Below are 16,722 nucleotides of genomic sequence, written 5' to 3' on the forward strand. Positions count from 1 at the left end.
AGGTCAGGACACCTCGCGCAGGAGTCCGGTCGCGACGTCGAAGACGAAACCGCGGAGCGACGTGGTCTTGGTGACGAACGGGCTGTTCCGGATGCGGGTCAGCGACTGGCGGACGTCGTCGTCGAGGTCACCGAACGCCTCGGCCGACCAGGCCGGCTTCTGTCCGATCTCATCCTGGATCTGTCGTTTGAAGTCGTCGTCGGTGAAGGTCAGCATGCCGCAGTCGGTGTGGTGGATGAGGATGATCTCGGTGGTGCCGAGCAGTCGCTGACTGATGGCCAGCGAGCGGATCTCGTCGTCGGTCACCACACCGCCGGCGTTACGGATGACGTGGGCCTCCCCGTCGTTCAGTCCGAGGATGCGGTACACGTCGAGTCGGGCGTCCATACAGGCCACCACCGCCACGTGCTTGGCGGGCGGCAGCGGCAGCGGGCCGTCGAAGGTCTTGGCGTATTCGGCGTTGTTCGCGAGGTATTCGTCGGTGACACTCATGCGCCGATCCTGATGTGTCGACGCCGCCCCGGCGAGGGTTAGGACGCCGGTGATCCGAAGTGACCGCGACAACCCGTGCAGATGTAGTGAGTCGTTGCGCCTGGGGCAACGAAGCGCTACACCTGCGCGAGAGGGCGACCCGGTCAGGAGTTCCCGTCGAGTGATCCCTTGACGTCGTTGAGGACCAGCCAGGCGGCGGCGAGCCCCGAGGACTCGTACCAGAGCGCGTCGTCGACCGCGAGCACGCGCTTCCACACGGGTGCCCCGAGACTGAGCCATTCGTCGCTCAACAGGACGTCCTCGCCGTGGGCGAGACCCTTCTCGCCCTCGAAGCTGACATAGATGAGGTCGGCGTCGGCGTCGCGGAAGTTCTCGTCGGTGACGGGGAACGAGTCCGGCACGCGCTGCGGGGCGGGGCGCTGGACGCCGATGTCGCCGAGGACCTGCCCGGCGAAGGTGTCCATCCCGGCGATCGTCTCGGAGTCGTCCCCGAATCGCACGAGTGACACCTGCGTGTGGGCGGCATCCATCCGTCTGCCGGTCTTGGTGGCCTCGGTCGTGTACTCGGCGAGTCGGGCCCGACCTGCCTCGCTGCGGTTCACGGCGTCGGCGACCGCTTGGAACTTCTCCTGCCAGGTGCCTTCGGCCGGGATGGTGACGGAACGGACGCCGGTGAACGGTCGCGCCGAGTCCGCGGTGTCGGCGGTGGTGAGCACGAGGCCGGCGTCGGCGTCGGCGACCGCTGCGGTGTCGGGGGCCGATCCGATGGTCGGGACCGCGGTCAGCTGCGGACCCAGATATGCCGGGACGGAGCCGGGGTCGGCCGCCACCGCGACGACCTCGGGGCCGAGCCCGAGTGCGCAGAGTGCGTCGAGAACGGCGGGGTCGGTGACGACGATGCGTTCGACATCGGCCTGACCGGCATCCGGCGCGGTGGGCGCGAGGCAGGTCGTCGCGTAGTCGCGGTCGGCCGAGACGATGTTCACCTCGGCGACTCGTGTGGTCACGGTGGAGATGGGGGAGCCGTCCGGGGTCGTCAGCGGCTGTTCGCCCGAACAGGCGGCCAGTGTGACCATCGTCAACCCGATCGTCGTCGCCAGGCCCGCGCGTCGGAGGAGGGAGAAGCGGGTGCCGGCGTCGACACTTCTGTCAGCCTCGTTCGCGACCGTGACCCTGCGTTGCACCCGCCCAACCTAGCACCGGCCTCACAGTGCCCGGCGTAGGCTCGGGAGCGCACACCGCGGCACCGGACACCGGCGCCCGGGAGGCTGCTCCGAGAGCCCCGCGCGTCGTCGAAGAAACCGCCGATGAGCACTGCCGATCCGGCGGCTCCGACATCGAATACGACAGATCGTAGGACCCGCTCGGCTCGGGCACCGGTGAGGGTTTAGGATCAGTAACCAGCGCTCGGTTTGTTCATGTGCCGACCCACGTCCGAAGGGGTTCGGAGTGGGTTTCGGGCAAGAGGAGGATCTGTGACCGCGGTAGACCAACCCACCACGCAAGTGGCTCCAGTGCGTCCGTTCCCGGAGCGCTATCAGCCCAAGGGTTCGTTCATCTACAAGCTGCTGACGACGACCGATCACAAGTTGATCGGCATGATGTACATCTCTGCCTGCTTCGCGTTCTTCCTCATCGGCGGCCTCATGGCCCTGCTGATGCGCGGTGAGCTCGCGATGCCGGGCATGCAGTTCTTGTCCACTGAGCAGTTCAACCAGCTCTTCACGATGCACGGCACCGTGATGCTGCTGATGTACGCGACCCCGATCGTGATCGGCTTCGCCAACTTCGTGCTGCCGCTGCAGATCGGCTCGCCCGACGTCGCCTTCCCGCGACTGAACGCACTCGGCTTCTGGCTGTTCGTGTTCGGTTCGACCATCGCGATCGCCGGCTTCATCACCCCGGGCGGTGCCGCCGACTTCGGCTGGACCGCGTACACCCCGCTGACCGATGCGGTGCACAGCCCCGGCATCGGTGCCGACCTGTGGATCATGGGTCTGGCCGTCGGTGGTCTCGGCACCATCCTCGGCGCGGTCAACATGGTCACCACCGTGGTCTGCCTCCGCGCACCCGGTATGACGATGTTCCGCATGCCGATCTTCACCTGGAACATCCTGGTGACCAGCGTCCTGATCCTCCTCATCTTCCCGCTGCTCACCGCGGCGCTGATGGGTCTCGAGGTCGACCGCCAGTTCGGTGCCCACATCTACGACCCGGCCAACGGTGGCGTCATCCTGTGGCAGCACCTCTTCTGGTTCTTCGGACACCCCGAGGTGTACGTCATCGCCCTGCCGTTCTTCGGCATCGTGTCCGAGGTCTTCCCGGTCTTCTCGCGTAAGCCGATCTTCGGTTACTCGGGCCTGATCTACGCCACCCTCGCCATCGCAGCCCTGTCGGCCGCGGTGTGGGCGCACCACATGTACGTCACCGGCGCCGTGCTGCTGCCGTTCTTCTCCTTCATGACGTTCCTGATCGCGGTGCCCACAGGCGTGAAGTTCTTCAACTGGATCGGAACGATGTGGCGAGGTCACATGACGTTCGAATCGCCGATGCTGTTCTCGGTCGGCTTCATCGTCACGTTCCTCTTCGGTGGTCTGACCGGTGTCCTGCTCGCCAGCCCGCCGCTGGACTTCCACCTGTCCGACAGCTACTTCGTGGTCGCGCACTTCCACTACGTGCTCTTCGGCACCATCGTGTTCGCCACCTACGCCGGCATCTACTTCTGGTTCCCGAAGATGACCGGACGCATGCTCGACGAGCGGCTCGGCAAGATCCACTTCTGGATGACGTTCATCGGCTTCCACATGACCTTCCTGGTGCAGCACTGGCTGGGCAACGAGGGCATGCCGCGTCGTTACGCCGACTACCTCCCGTCGGACGGCTTCACCACGCTGAACATGATCTCGACGGCTGGTGCGTTCATCCTCGGCCTGTCGACCCTGCCGTTCCTGTGGAACGTCTTCCGCAGCTATCGCTACGGCGAGGTCGTGACCGTCGACGACCCGTGGGGCTTCGGCAACTCGCTCGAGTGGGCCACCTCGTGCCCGCCGCCGCGCCACAACTTCACCGAGCTGCCCCGCATCCGGTCGGAGCGTCCGGCGTTCGAGCTGCACTACCCGCACATGATCGACCGGATGCGTGCCGAAGCGCACGTGGGTCCGGGTCACGAAGCGGGCAAGGACCGTCAGATGGAAGAGGCTCGCCGCGAGCCGTTCACCGTGGGAACGCACGAGGGATCTCCGGATCCCGACCCGCGCTGACCGGTGAGCAAGGACTCGACAGCCAGTTCCGGTACGACCGTCCTGGTCACCGTCACCGGTCCCGACCGGCCAGGTGTCACCTCTGTTCTCATGGGTGCCCTGGCCGGTCAGGCCGTTGCCCTGCTCGACGTCGAGCAGGTTGTCATCCGGGGGCAGCTCACCCTCGGTGTCCTGGTGTCGTCCGCCGGCGACCCCGAAGCACTGCAGGAAGTCGTCGAACAGGCGATGGCCTCCATCGGTTTCGAGGTCCGCGTCGAGATCGGGGTGGATCCGGGTAGCCGTTCGCCGTCGTCGCATGCCGTCGTCATCCTCGGCAGTCCGGTGACCGCGACCGCCTTCAGCGCGGTCGCCGCCAAACTGGCGAGCCAGGGCGGCAACATCGACTCGATCCGTGGGATCGCCGACTATCCGCTCACCGGGCTCGAACTGATGGTCAGTGTCGCCGGCCGCGGCGGCGTCGCGGCCGACGCCGCTCTGCGCAAGGGCCTCGCCGAGGTGGCCGCGAAGCACGCGGTGGACATCGCGGTGGAGCGCGGCGGCCTCGCCCGGCGTGCCAAGCGGCTCATCGTCTTCGACGTCGACTCGACCCTCATCCAAGGTGAGGTCATCGAGATGCTCGCCGCGCACGCGGGCCGCGAAGCCGAGGTCGCCGCGGTGACCGAGGCGGCCATGCGTGGCGAACTCGACTTCGCGCAGTCGCTTCACGAACGTGTCAAGGCGCTGGCAGGTCTCGACGCCAGTGTCCTCGACGACGTCGCGAAGTCGCTCGAACTCACTCCCGGCGCGCGCACGACGATCCGCACGCTGCACCGGCTCGGCTTCCACTGCGGGCTCGTGTCGGGCGGCTTCCGCCAGGTCATCGACGGACTCGCGCACGAACTCGAACTCGACTTCGTCCGGGCGAACACCCTCGAGATCGTCGACGGCAAGCTCACCGGCCGGGTCGTCGGCGAGGTGATCGACCGGATGGGCAAGGCACACGCCCTGCGGTCGTTCGCCGACCAGGTCGGGGTGCCGATGGAGCAGACGATCGCCGTGGGCGACGGCGCCAACGACATCGACATGCTCAGCGTCGCCGGACTGGGCATCGCCTTCAACGCCAAACCAGCGCTGCGCGAGGTGGCCGACGCCACGCTGAATCACCCGTTCCTCGACGGGGTCCTGTTCATCCTGGGTGTGTCCCGCGACGAGATCGAGGCGGCCGACGCCGCCGACGGTGTCTATCGCCGGGTGCCCCTGGGCTGAGTTCGCCCCCGCGCCATGGACTTCGAGACCCCGGACGCGCCGCTCGCCGACGTCGATGCGATCGCCGCGGACCATCGCCGACTGGTCGGTTACGTCGGCGGCGGCGACGACCCGGCCGATCCCGCCGACGTTCTGGCGATGGCGATGGTGCTGCGCATCGAGAAGAACGATCCGCCTGACCGCACCGACCTGCTGACCGCCGCGGCGCGGGCGGTGGCGCTGCTGTGCCTCGACGAACGGAGTGCCGGCGAGGGTCCGTGGGCATCGGCGATGGACGACTGGTGCGGTGCACGGATCCGAAAGATCGCCCGACGGGCGCGTGGGGCGCAATGGGCTGCCGCGCAGGAAGTCTGGGGCGTGACCGCCACCGAAGGCGGCGCATCGGCGCGTGCGTTCGTCCCCGGCCGGGTGGGTGACCTCGACCGTCGTGTCGCGAAGTTGCAGATCGGTGGGACCGATGTCGAGGGCGCGCTGTCCGGCGAGCCGCCCGGGCGCGGAGTCGTGTTGTGGACCAGTCCGGATCTGGCGATGACCGTCGGCAAACTGGCGGCGCAGGTCGGACACGCGTCCATGCTTTCGGCGAAGTTGCTGACGACCGAGGAGGCGATCCGGTGGAAATCGGATGGGTGCCCGCTCGCGGTTCGTCAGGCCACCCCCGAGCGGTGGGCCGACCTGCTTGCGGCGGACGCCGTCGGGACAGCGGTGGCGGTCCGCGACGCCGGGTTCACCGAGATCGCACCCGGATCGGTGACCGTGATCGCCGAAGTCGTGCGGCACGACGGGAGCATGAGCGTCGACGACACAAGCCTCGGGGAAACGGACGGAGACCCCGGATGAGTGCCGCAGAACTGCCCGACTGGGTGCGTGAACTGGACCTGCAGCCGCATCCCGAGGGTGGCTGGTACCGGCAGACCTGGCGCAGCGAGGTCGAGATCCCGCGCGGGGTGCTGCCGGGGGAGTACACCGGTGACCGTGCTGCCGGGACCGCGATCTACTTCGTGCTGATGCCGGGCGATGAGTCGGCGTGGCACACGGTCCGAAGTAGTGAGCTCTGGCTCCACCATCGCGGCGCCCCGGTCGAACTCGACCTCGGTGGCGATGCCGATGAGCCCGGCGATCCGAGCACGGTTCTCGTCGGACCCGACATCGAGTCCGGACAGCACCCGCAGGCGCTCGTGCCACCGGGTGTATGGCAGCGGGCCCGGCCGGCTGGTGACGAGCCGGCGCTCGTCAGCTGTATCGTGGTGCCCGGCTTCGACTTCGAGGACTTCCGGCTGGTCTGACGGGCCGTCTGCCGGCGTCGGGTCAGCGGCCTACGGCCACCGGCGAATTCAGTGGGGCGAGATGGCCGAAGGTCCCCAGCCACACCTCGCGGTCGGGGGCCATCGACGCGACGATCAGCTCGTCGGCGTCGGCGTGGCCGGCGAACCAGCTGAGGTAGTCGCGGACCTCCGCGGGCGTGCCGACTCCCGAATACGTGGTCATCTCGTCGATCTGGCGGCCCTGCGGCATCGACAGGATGGCGTCGGCCTCTTCGTCGGTGAACGTGCGGCCCCGTCCGAAGAGCAGGGACACCCGCTGCCGTTTCGCGATCTGTAGTTGCTCTCGGGCACGGTCCGCATCGTCGTCGGCGATCGCACCGACACCGGCGATCACGTAGGGCTCGGCCAGCGCCTCCGACGGCCGGAACTCGCGGCGGTACAGCGCAACAGCCTCGGTGAGTGCCTGCGGCGCGAAGTGGGAGGCGAAGGCATAGGGGAGTCCCAGCGCAGCCGCGAGCTGCGCACCGAACAGCGATGAGCCGAGGATGTACAGCGGCACGTGGGTGCCGGCGCCGGGTGTCGCACGCACGCCTTCGACGCGCGACTCGTCGCCGAGGAAGGCCTGCAGTTCCAGGACGTCATGCGGGAACCGCTCGGCCGAGGCATGGGTACGACGCAACGCGGCGAAGGTCTGCTGATCGCTGCCGGGAGCCCGACCGAGACCGAGGTCGATGCGTCCGGGATGGAGCTCGGCGAGCGTGCCGAACTGCTCGGCGATCGTGAGGGGCGAGTGGTTGGGCAGCATCACGCCGCCCGCACCGAGACGGATGGTCGAGGTGTGCGCGGCGATGTGGGCGATGAGCACCGCAGGCGCCGACGACGCGATGGCCGACATGTTGTGGTGCTCGGCGTACCAGATCCGGCGATAGCCCCACTTCTCCGCGTTCTGGGCGAGATCGACACTGGCGGAAAGGCTCTGCGCGGCAGTCTCGGTACGGCCGATCTGCGCGAGGTCCAGGATCGACAAGGGGAGGTTCGAAGGCGTCACGCTGATGTTCAATGCGGCCGACGCCCCGGACTATTCCCGTCGTCGCGTTCCGGCCGTCGTGTTCGTGCCGTCGTGGTGCCGAGTCGGCCCCGTCGAACATCCGGTCGTGGTGCAGGATGGGGGAGTGACCGAATCCGATCCCGACCTCCTGATCGATTTTCGTGACGTCGCGGTCGTCCGTGGCGGCGAGACCCTCGTCGGCCCGCTGTCCTGGCAGGTGGAACTGGACGAACGCTGGGTGATCATCGGACCCAACGGCGCAGGCAAGACGACGCTGATCCGGTTGGCCGGTGCCGAGATCCACCCGACCTCGGGTATCGCCTTCGTGCTCAACGAGAAGCTGGGCCGGGTGGAGATCCGCGAACTGTCGACCCGGATCGGTGTCTCCAGCCCGTCCCTGGTCGATCGGGTGCCGCCGGAAGAGGTCGTGAGCGATGTCGTGATCTCGGCGGGCTACGCGGTTCTCGGACGCTGGCGGGAGAGCTACGACGCGATGGACCGTGCGCAGGCCGTCGAATCGCTGGAATCGATGGGCGCCGAGCACCTCGCGGACCGTCGCTTCGGCACGCTGTCGGAAGGTGAGCGCAAGCGCGTCGTGATCTCGCGCGCCCTCATGACCGATCCCGAACTCCTCCTGCTCGACGAGCCGGCCGCCGGGCTCGACCTGGGTGGACGCGAAGAGCTCGTCGACCGTCTCGCGCGGCTCGCCGCCGACCCCGACGCCCCGGCCATCGTGCTGATCACCCACCATGTGGAAGAGATCCCCGAGGGTTTCACCCACGCCCTCATCCTGTCCGAGGGCGGCGTGGTGGCCCAGGGATTGCTCGACGAGGTGCTCACCAGCGAGAACCTCACCGCCGCCTTTCGGCAGCAGATCGTTCTGGACAAGGTCGACGGCCGGTACTTCGCGCGGCGCCGGCGTCGCGCGGGCGGCCATCGGCGAGCAGCAGGAGGTAACTGATGACGTCGACGGAATCGGGTCCGGAGGTCGTGTCCGCACCGTTGCGGGACGCCGCGACGGTCGTGCTCGTCCGCGACGCCGCAGACGGTATCGAGGTGTTCCTCCAGCGCCGCGTCAAACAGATGGCCTTCGCGGGCGGCATGACGGTGTTCCCGGGCGGTGGCGTGGACAAGCGCGACGCCGACGCCGACCTGGCGTGGACCGGTCCCGACGCGGCCTGGTGGGCGACCCATTTCGCGAGTGATGCCGAGACCGCGCAGGCGCTGGTGTGTGCGGCGGTCCGGGAGACCTTCGAGGAGTGCGGTGTCCTGCTCGCGACGGACGCCGACGGCTCCTTCGCCGACCCGGAGGGGCTGGCCGACGATCGGCAACGCCTCGTCGAGAAGTCGCTGTCGTTCGCGCAGTTCCTCACCGCGCGCGGACTCACGCTGCGTGCCGACCTGCTGCGCCCGCTGGCGCACTGGATCACCCCGGTCAACGAGAAGCGGCGCTACGACACCCGCTTCTTCCTGGCTGCGATGCCCGACGGCCAGCGTGCCGACGCCGAGACCACCGAGGCCGAGGTCGCGCGGTGGGTGAACGCCCGGGTCGCGATCGATTTGTGGGCCGCGGGCAAGCACTTCCTCATGCCGCCGACGTGGTCGCAGCTGAACTACGTCTCCGGGTTCTCGACCATCGACGAACTGCTCGGTGCCGATCGCGTCATCGAACCGATCCTGCCGGACGTCACGCCCGGCGCGGGACTCGCCGGTCTCGGTTTTCCCGGCTCCGACGAGTACTTCCGGACGCTCGGCGACCAGCAACCACCGGAGATCACGCTCTGAGGTCGAGCTGTTCCGTCCGGTGAGTGCGCCCCGATCCGAAAGAACCACAACACGTTTGGTCCCTGGAGGGGACAGAGTCGCCGCTCAGGTCGAGGGCGCCAGCGCTCCGGCGGCGCTGGTTCGCCCGCCGAACAGCATCACGATGTCGCGGATGGGCGCCTCGACGACGTCGCCTGTGCCGACTGCGAAGTCGCTGTCGGTGGCCACGAACCGCCGGCCGCCGTGACGACGTCGGGCGTGAAACGGGAATCCGGTCGACCACAGGTAGTCGGCGCATGCGGTCGCGGCGTCGGGTGGCATCGCCCGGTCGATGGTGAGGGGCACCGTGATGTCCTGCCCGTGCAGCAGCGAGTCGAGGAGCGGTGCCATCGGAGTGGTCCCGATCGGATGACGGCGCGAGCCGACCATGGCACGCAGCGTGATGGCGGCGTCCGCCGCCGAGGTGCGGTCGCGCACGGCGAGTTCGCGGATCATCGTGTTGAACCGGAACCCGTAGCGGCAGGCGGCGACCACCGCTCGGGCCGGTGAGGTGTGGGAGTGGGTGAGGTGAACCGCGACGTCGCGTACCGTCCAGGCGTCGCACAGCGACGGGGTGGCGAGTTGTCCGGGTGTGAGGGACTCGATCAGTGCGGCGAGTCCGAGCCGTTCCTCGTCGATGTGCTGCCAGATCAGACCGGTGTCCATGATCGCTCCCGTCACGGATTGGTCAGGTTGCCTTACTGATATTAGTCAGGCATCCGTACTAATGTCAACGGGGTGACTGATGACCAGCCTCCGATCGCCGTCCTGATGTTCGTCGCCCACCGCGCGGTCGAGCGTCGGGTATTGGCGCGGATCGCCGAGGAAGGCGCCGACGACATCACCCCGGCGCAGTCCCGGGTGCTGCAGCGGCTGGCGCCGGAGCCGATGCGGCTGACCGACCTCGCCGAGCAGGCGGGTGTCACCAAACAGACCGCGGGCGGCATCGTCGACCAGCTCGAGGTCGCGGGCTACCTGACCCGGGTGCCCGACCCGACCGACCGCCGCGCCCGGCTGGTGACCCTGAGTGAACGCGGTGAGCGACTGTGTGAGGTCGCGGCCCGCGAGGTCGACGAGCAGCAGCAGGAGTGGCGCGAGCACCTCGGCGCCGAACGGTTCGCGGTGCTCGAGGCGGCGCTGCGGTCGTTGCGCGAGATCACCGATCCATATCGATGACCTCGGCGTCCTCCTCGTCGCCGATGTCGTCACGATCGGCCCAGTCGATGAGCGTGTCGAGGCGGTGCGCCACGTCGTCGATCTCGGCGTGGAGATCGCCGAGCTCGGCGAAGCGGGCCGGCACGGTGGCGATCGTGAAGTCGTCGGGTTCGATGTCGTCGATCTCGGCCCAGGTGATCGGAGTCGACACGGTGGCCCGCTCGTTGCCGCGCACGGAGTAGGCCGACGCCATGGTGTGGTCGCGGGTGTTCTGGTTGTAGTCGACGAAGACCGCGGCCGGGTCCCGGTCCTTGCGCCACCAGGTCGTCGTCACGTCGTCGGGCGCCCGTCGCTCGACCTCTCGAGCGAACGCCAGCGCGGCTCGTCGTACCTGCGGGAAACCCCACTCCGGCGCGATGCGCACGTAGATGTGCAGGCCGCGACCACCCGAGGTCTTGGGGTACCCGCGCATGCCCAGTTCGTCGAGCACCTCTTCGACGACGTGCGCGACGCGTCGAATACGAGAGAACGTGCAGTCGGGCATCGGGTCGAGATCGATCCGCCATTCGTCGGGGGATTCGGGGTCGGCGCGACGCGAGTTCCAGGGGTGGAACTCGACGGTCGACATCTGCACCGCCCAGATCACCGAGGCCAACTCGGTGACGCACAGTTCGTCGGCGGTGCGGCCGTACCGCGGGAAGTAGATCTCGGTGGTCTCCAGCCAGTCCGGCGCGCCGGCGGGGACGCGCTTCTGGTGGACCTTGTTGCCGCTGACGCCCTTGGGGAATCGGTGCAGCATGCACGGACGGTCGCGCAACGCGCGCACGATCCCGTCGCCCACGGACAGGTAGTACTCGGCGAGGTCGCGCTTGGTCTCACCGCGTTCGGGAAAGTAGACGCGGTCGGGACTCGACAGTCGGACGGTGCGGCCACCGACCTCGAGTTCGATGGGTTCACCTGCGGAACCCGACGTTTTCGCCATGACCGCCACTGTATGACTCCGACGTCTGTCTACGTCGGACTCTGCGGGTCGCGTCTGCGGGCTGCGGCACCGGCGGGACTTACCAACCGGTAGCCTTCGACCATGCCTGAGTTCGTGACCCTCGAGTGCTCCGACGCTCATCCGGGCGTCGGCACCATCCTGCTGCAGCGACCGCCGATGAACGCGTTGAGCCGGCAGGTGCAGGCCGAGCTGGCCGCGGCGGCCGAGGAGGCCACCGTGCGTACGGACATCAAGGCCGTCGTCGTCTACGGCGGTCCGAAGATCCTCGCGGCCGGCGCCGACGTCACCGAGATGCGGGACATCGGCTATGCGGAGATGAGCCGGGTCGCTGGTCGTCTGCAGCGCGATCTCGGCGCGATCGCCGCCATCCCGAAGCCCACGGTCGCTGCCATCACCGGATACGCCCTCGGCGGCGGCCTCGAAGTCGCGTTGGGTGCCGACCGCCGCATCGCCGGTGACAACGCGAAACTCGGCCTCCCCGAGGTGCTGCTCGGCCTGATCCCGGGAGGCGGCGGAACCCAGCGGCTGGCACGCCTCATCGGCCCGTCGCGCGCCAAGGACCTCATGTTCACCGGGCGGTTCGTCGACGCCGAGGAGGCACTGGCCATCGGGCTCGTCGACGAGGTCGTCGCGCCCGATGAGGTGTACAACGCCGCGCTCGCCTGGGCCGGGCAGTTCGACCGCGCCGCGTCGGTCGCGCTCGCAGCGATCAAGAAGGCCGTCGACCAGGGTCTCGAGGTCGACCTCGACACCGGACTCAAGATCGAGGAGCAGTTGTTCGCCCCGCTGTTCGCGACGGAGGACCGCGCCATCGGTATGGCGTCCTTCCACGAGAACGGGCCCGGAAAAGCGGAATTCGTCGGCCGCTGAGCCGTCGACGACACCGCGCACCTTCGACTCCACCACCGACATCACCACGCAAACAGGAAGCGATCATGACCACCGACGTCACTCCGGGCACCGATCCGGCTCCCAACCCGCACGCGACCGAGGAGCAGGTCAAGGCGGCGCTCACCGACACGAAGCTCGCCCAGGTGCTCTACCACGACTGGGAGGCGGAGACCTACGACGAGAAGTGGTCGATCAGCTTCGACGAACGCTGCATCGACTACGCGCGAGGGCGTTTCGACGCCGTCGACACCGGTGAATCCCTGCCGTACGGGCGCGCGATGGAACTCGGGTGCGGCACCGGCTTCTTCCTGCTGAACCTGATGCAGTCGGGGGTGGCGACGAAGGGATCGGTGACCGACCTGTCGCCGGGCATGGTCAAGGTCGCGCTGCGCAACGCGGAGAACCTCGGGCTCGATGTCGACGGCCGCGTCGCCGACGCGGAGAAGATCCCCTACGACGACGACACCTTCGATCTCGTCGTCGGCCACGCTGTGCTGCATCACATCCCGGACGTCGAGCAGGCACTCCGCGAGGTGTTGCGGGTCCTCAAGCCCGGCGGTCGCTTCATCTTCGCGGGTGAACCGTCGACGATCGGTGACTTCTACGCGCGCTGGATGAGTCGGGCGACGTGGTTCGCCACGACGAATGTCACGAAACTCGGCCCGCTGCAGGGGTGGCGGCGCCCGCAGGAGGAACTCGACGAGTCCTCCCGCGCGGCCGCGCTCGAAGCCGTGGTCGACATCCACACCTTCGATCCCGACGAGCTCGCCGGCATCGCCCGCGCCGCCGGTGCGCACAAGGTGGACACCGCCACCGAGGAGCTGGCCGCCGCGATGCTCGGCTGGCCGGTCCGCACCTTCGAAGCCGCGGTGCCGCCGGAGAAGCTGGGCTGGGGTTGGGCCCGCTTCGCCTTCGGCGGGTGGAAGCGCCTCACCTGGCTCGACGAGAACGTGCTGCGCAAGATCGTGCCGCCGAAGTTCTTCTACAACGTCGTGGTAACCGGTGTGAAGCCGCGGTAAGCGGTTCTCGCCCTCAGGACCATGGGCTACTCCTTCAGTCTCGACGATGTCGCGTTCCTGCGGTCGCGGCACGGTGAGAAGGCGCTCGAGACGGTGTCCGGCCTCGAGCTCTCGCCGTCGACGATGCTCGCTGACATCACCGAGACCCGTAGCCGGTATGCGCCGCACGATGCCGCGCTCATCGAGACGGTGCGGTGCCGGCGGCGTGCGCACCCGAAACTGCGTGACGCCGAAGCCCTCCTGCTCACCGACGACGCCGTGCAGCAGGCGACCGCATCGGTGGTCGCCGCGCATCGCGCCGCCGAGATCGCACAGCGGTTCCCCGCGCCGGTGGTGCACGACCTGACCTGCTCGATCGGTGCGGAACTCCGGGAACTGGTGCGCGTCAGCGATATCCAGGGTGTCATCGGCAGCGACATCGATCGGCTCCGGCTAGCGATGGCACGGGCGAACGTACCCGACGCGACGCTACTGGTCGCGGATGCGCTGACCCCGACCTCCACCGCGGATGTCCTGCTCGCCGACCCCGCCCGACGCTCCGACGCCGGCCGGATCTTTCGGCTCGACCAGCTGACCCCTCCGCTCTTCGAGCTGCTGACCACCTACCCGGGCCGTGTCCTGGTCGTGAAATGCGCACCCGGACTGGATCATCAGATGCTGCTGAACCGCTTCGGCTTCGACGGCGAGGTCCAGATCACCTCCCTCGACGGCGGGGTGCGGGAGGCGTGTCTGTGGTCGGGGCCGGGTGTGGAGCCCGGTCGTCGGGCCACCGTGCTGCGGACCAGAGCCGACGGCACGGTCGCCGTGGTGGAGATCACCGACCGTGAGGCCGACGACGTGCCCGCCGGTGAGGTCGGGGAGTGGATCGTCGATCCAGATGGGGCGATCGTCCGCGCCGGTCTGGTCAGGCACTACGCCCACCGGCACGGGCTCTGGCAGCTCGATCCGCAGATCGCCTATCTCACCGGAGATTCGGTCCCCGACGGAGCGCGCGGATTCCGGGTGATCGAGCAGACGGGCGTGACCGAGAAGGCGCTCCGGAAGGCGCTCGCCACCCTGGAGTGCGGCCCGCTCGAGATCCTCGTCCGCGGACTCGACGTCGACCCCGACCGGCTGCGAAAGAAGCTCAAGCTCAAGGGCTCCCGACCGCTGTCGGTGGTACTCACCCGGATCGGACGCAAGGGTGTCGCGTTCATCTGTGAGCCGGGCGTGCGGTTCTAGTCGCGCAGAATGCGGGATCCGTATCGGTTTCCGGTACGAATCCCGCACTCGCTGAGCGATTACTCGAGGTTGGCCTTGCTGTCGAAGAAGTACACCTCGCCGAGGTTGGTCGCGGTGGCGATCTGTCCGGAGTAGGACACCGAGACCCCGGTCGCGAAGCCGCGCGAATCGGGCAGCGGCAGCGTGCGTTTCGTCGCGCCGTCGGTCGTGGACACCTCGACCAGGGACAGTGAGTCCTCACCGGGATCGCGGGCGACCGTCCACGCGGTCTGCTGTTGGGTCAGTGCGGACAGGCTCACCGTCGCCAGATCGGTGCGTTGCCAGACCTGCTCGGCGCGATCGCCGCGGTCGCGCAGGAGGGTCAGCGGGGCGCCGAGTGAACCGGTCGGGATGATCAGGCCGTCCGGCGAGACGGTCATCGTCGCGAAACCGTGCCCGCCGATGTCATGAGTCCACCGGGTCGATCCGTCGTCGGTGTTCAGGGCGACGATCTTGCCGTCGCGCGAGAACGCATAGAGGGTCGCGCCGTCGGCCGAGAGCGTCGGTGTCCCGACGACGCCGCTCGGGACGTCGGCCTGCCAGGCGGTCCGGACCTCACGGTTCCCGGCGACCGGGCCGTACTTCATCGCCCGGATCTGCGAAGTCGCCGCGCCCTGCGGGAAGAAGTTGAGATAGAACAGTTCTCGCTGGGTGTCCACTGCCGGAGGTGCGGGTATCGCGCACTGCGGACCGTTGCGCACGCAGTCGCCGAAGCCACGGAGCGGTTGCGCCGGGTCGACGTCGGAGCGCAACGTCACCTCAGGAGCGAGGAGTTCGTTGCGCTGGGTGTCGATCAGAAGGATCTGGCCCTGCGTACTGGCGACGAGGACGGCGTTGGGAGCCGCGAACTTCGCCGACAGCGGAACGCCGATCACGCCCGCCCGCCAGCGGATCGCCCCGCCGGCGTTGAAGGCCAGGAAGGTCGACTCCTCGCCCAGATAGGGCTGGTCGTACTGGTCGACGAGCATCGCGTTGATCTCGACGCCGGCTCGCATGTCCTTGCAGAAGTTCTTGCGCCCGGACCGGCTGTCGAGGACCAGGACGTTGCATCCGGCGGCCGCGTTCGACGTCACGCCCACGTTCCCCTTGCCGGAGATGGTGACCGGCGCGGTGACCGGGCCGCCGGTGGGGCGAGTCCAGCTCAGCGTCAGATCCTCGGGCACATCGGCATACGCGAAGTTGGCGTTGCCCGGGACGCCCCCATAGCTGGGCCAGCCGACGCTCGGGACGGAGCGGACGTCGATGTGGCCGTCCGAGCAGCCGGCGAGGACCAGCGAGCTCACGGCCATGAGCGCGACGAGCAGGCGGGTCAGCGCAGATCGGCGGCGTCGAGACACCTGCGGTCGTGCGAAAGCCATCCTGCTCCTCGTCGTCGTGTCCTGGTCGTCGTCTGTGTAAGGCGCCGGCCGGTAACAGTGGGGCTCGCTCGGCACCCATGCCATCGAAACGGCACCCGAGCGTGCCAGCAGTGAGCCTATCGTGCGCGAAAATCGCGTCGATTAGGGTTTCTCGTCATGACCACCATGTGGAACGCCTCGTACCGGTCCCGCCGGCGCGCGGGCCGACGCCGCGACCCCGACCAGGCGCGTTTCCTCACCCTGGACTCGCTGCGCTGGGTGAGACGCAATCGCGCGTACACACCGTGGTACCTCGTCCGCTACTACCGTCTCGCGCGGTTTCGTCTGGCCAACCCGCACATCGTGCTGCGGGGCATGGTGTTCCTCGGGCGCAACGTCGAGATCCACGCGACACCTGAGTTGGCCCGCATGGAGATCGGACGCTGGGTGCACATCGGCGACGGCAACTCCATCCGCTGTCACGAGGGCAGCCTCCGCATCGGTGACAAGACCGTCTTCGGCTGCAACAACGTGGTGAACTCCTACCTCGACCTCGAGATCGGCGGCTCCACCCTCATCGCCGACTGGTGCTACATCTGCGACTTCGATCACAAGATGGACGACATCACGCTGCCCATCAAAGACCAGGGCATCGTCAAGGGCCCGGTCCGGATCGGCCCGGACACGTGGGTGGCGGCCAAGGTGTCGGTCCTGCGCAACACGATCGTCGGCCGAGGATGCGTCCTCGGCTCGCACGCGGTGGTCAAGGGCGTCATCCCCGACTACGCCATCGCGGTCGGCGCACCCGCCCGGGTGGTCAAGAACCGGATGGACGACTGGGCGTCGTCTGCCGCGGAACGCGCCGAACTCGAACGCGCCCTCGCCGACATCGAACGCAAGAAGGCCGCGGCCGAGCGCGACTAGTTGTACTGAGCTGACTGGAAGGC

17 protein-coding genes are annotated in these 16,722 nt (G+C 68.2%); 11 read left to right on the top strand and 6 right to left on the bottom strand.

Going from position 1 to position 16,722, the window contains the following annotated elements:
• Positions 1–3: 3 nt before the first annotated feature.
• Together AB4Z55_RS10930 and AB4Z55_RS10935 are read right to left on the bottom strand one after the other, a co-directional pair.
• On the bottom strand, positions 4–492 hold the full coding sequence (locus tag AB4Z55_RS10930; RefSeq protein WP_004019256.1) for a carbonic anhydrase: 489 nt from the start codon (positions 490–492) through the stop codon (positions 4–6).
• 143 nt (positions 493–635) lie between these two features.
• Positions 636–1,676 (bottom strand): ABC transporter substrate-binding protein, encoded by a 1,041-nt coding sequence (locus AB4Z55_RS10935; protein WP_369519718.1) that lies wholly within the window; start codon positions 1,674–1,676, stop codon positions 636–638.
• Between the two features lie 291 nt (positions 1,677–1,967).
• Between AB4Z55_RS10935 and ctaD the strand changes: the two genes are divergently transcribed.
• From ctaD to AB4Z55_RS10955, 4 genes are read left to right on the top strand one after another with little or no spacing between them, the layout of a single operon-like run.
• On the top strand, positions 1,968–3,752 hold the full coding sequence (gene ctaD, locus AB4Z55_RS10940; RefSeq protein WP_004019258.1) for a cytochrome c oxidase subunit I: 1,785 nt from the start codon (positions 1,968–1,970) through the stop codon (positions 3,750–3,752).
• 3 nt (positions 3,753–3,755) lie between these two features.
• Positions 3,756–4,997 (top strand): phosphoserine phosphatase SerB, encoded by a 1,242-nt coding sequence (gene serB / locus AB4Z55_RS10945; protein ID WP_004019259.1) that lies wholly within the window; start codon positions 3,756–3,758, stop codon positions 4,995–4,997.
• 15 nt (positions 4,998–5,012) lie between these two features.
• Complete coding sequence (locus AB4Z55_RS10950) at positions 5,013–5,834, top strand: aminoacyl-tRNA hydrolase (RefSeq protein ID WP_369519719.1); 822 nt, start codon at positions 5,013–5,015, stop codon at positions 5,832–5,834.
• Positions 5,831–6,280: a cupin domain-containing protein gene (locus AB4Z55_RS10955; RefSeq protein WP_239402544.1), complete on the top strand. Its 450-nt coding sequence runs from the start codon at positions 5,831–5,833 to the stop codon at positions 6,278–6,280. Before AB4Z55_RS10950 ends, AB4Z55_RS10955 begins: the two co-directional genes overlap by 4 nt.
• 22 nt (positions 6,281–6,302) lie before the next feature.
• Here the strand turns inward: AB4Z55_RS10955 and AB4Z55_RS10960 are convergent, their stop codons facing one another.
• A complete protein-coding gene (locus AB4Z55_RS10960) occupies positions 6,303–7,307 on the bottom strand; it encodes an LLM class flavin-dependent oxidoreductase (protein ID WP_101819313.1) in 1,005 nt (334 codons plus the stop codon).
• A gap of 124 nt (positions 7,308–7,431) precedes the next feature.
• Here AB4Z55_RS10960 and AB4Z55_RS10965 point away from each other — a divergent pair, with 124 nt between their 5' ends.
• Positions 7,432–8,268, top strand: a complete 837-nt coding sequence (locus tag AB4Z55_RS10965) for an ABC transporter ATP-binding protein (protein WP_004019263.1) — start codon at positions 7,432–7,434, stop codon at positions 8,266–8,268.
• Complete coding sequence (locus AB4Z55_RS10970; RefSeq protein WP_004019264.1) at positions 8,268–9,092, top strand: NUDIX domain-containing protein; 825 nt, start codon at positions 8,268–8,270, stop codon at positions 9,090–9,092. The genes AB4Z55_RS10965 and AB4Z55_RS10970 overlap by 1 nt, the downstream gene beginning before the upstream one ends.
• A gap of 84 nt (positions 9,093–9,176) precedes the next feature.
• Here the strand turns inward: AB4Z55_RS10970 and AB4Z55_RS10975 are convergent, their stop codons facing one another.
• Positions 9,177–9,776 (bottom strand): maleylpyruvate isomerase family mycothiol-dependent enzyme, encoded by a 600-nt coding sequence (locus AB4Z55_RS10975; protein ID WP_369519720.1) that lies wholly within the window; start codon positions 9,774–9,776, stop codon positions 9,177–9,179.
• Between the two features lie 72 nt (positions 9,777–9,848).
• On the opposite strand from AB4Z55_RS10975, the gene AB4Z55_RS10980 reads away from it, so the two are divergent.
• Entirely contained in the window at positions 9,849–10,286 is a 438-nt protein-coding gene (locus AB4Z55_RS10980; protein WP_248643078.1) for a MarR family winged helix-turn-helix transcriptional regulator, read from the top strand.
• Here the strand turns inward: AB4Z55_RS10980 and ligD are convergent.
• Positions 10,267–11,247 carry a non-homologous end-joining DNA ligase gene (ligD, locus tag AB4Z55_RS10985; protein ID WP_033203980.1) on the bottom strand — a complete coding sequence of 327 codons (981 nt, stop codon included), beginning with the start codon at positions 11,245–11,247 and terminating at the stop codon, positions 10,267–10,269. The genes AB4Z55_RS10980 and ligD overlap by 20 nt on opposite strands.
• 102 nt (positions 11,248–11,349) lie before the next feature.
• Here ligD and AB4Z55_RS10990 point away from each other — a divergent pair, with 102 nt between their 5' ends.
• From AB4Z55_RS10990 to AB4Z55_RS11000, 3 genes are all read left to right on the top strand, one after another.
• Positions 11,350–12,138, top strand: coding sequence for an enoyl-CoA hydratase-related protein (locus AB4Z55_RS10990; RefSeq protein WP_004019266.1), 789 nt, complete (start codon positions 11,350–11,352; stop codon positions 12,136–12,138).
• 65 nt (positions 12,139–12,203) lie between these two features.
• The gene (locus AB4Z55_RS10995) at positions 12,204–13,178 is read left to right on the top strand and encodes a class I SAM-dependent methyltransferase (protein ID WP_101819316.1); all 975 of its coding nucleotides are present in this window, start codon (positions 12,204–12,206) and stop codon (positions 13,176–13,178) included.
• A 21-nt stretch (positions 13,179–13,199) separates the two neighbouring features.
• The gene (locus tag AB4Z55_RS11000) at positions 13,200–14,399 is read left to right on the top strand and encodes a class I SAM-dependent methyltransferase (RefSeq protein ID WP_354562157.1); all 1,200 of its coding nucleotides are present in this window, start codon (positions 13,200–13,202) and stop codon (positions 14,397–14,399) included.
• A gap of 59 nt (positions 14,400–14,458) precedes the next feature.
• On the opposite strand, the gene AB4Z55_RS11005 is transcribed toward AB4Z55_RS11000, so the two are convergent.
• A complete protein-coding gene (locus tag AB4Z55_RS11005; protein ID WP_354562156.1) occupies positions 14,459–15,796 on the bottom strand; it encodes a PQQ-binding-like beta-propeller repeat protein in 1,338 nt (445 codons plus the stop codon).
• A 156-nt stretch (positions 15,797–15,952) separates the two neighbouring features.
• On the opposite strand from AB4Z55_RS11005, the gene AB4Z55_RS11010 reads away from it, so the two are divergent.
• The gene (locus AB4Z55_RS11010; protein WP_004019274.1) at positions 15,953–16,699 is read left to right on the top strand and encodes an acyltransferase; all 747 of its coding nucleotides are present in this window, start codon (positions 15,953–15,955) and stop codon (positions 16,697–16,699) included.
• The last annotated feature ends 23 nt before the right edge of the window (positions 16,700–16,722 follow it).

This window comes from Gordonia sp. ABKF26 (genome assembly GCF_041103195.1).
GTDB classification, from domain to species: Bacteria; Actinomycetota; Actinomycetes; order Mycobacteriales; family Mycobacteriaceae; genus Gordonia; species Gordonia terrae.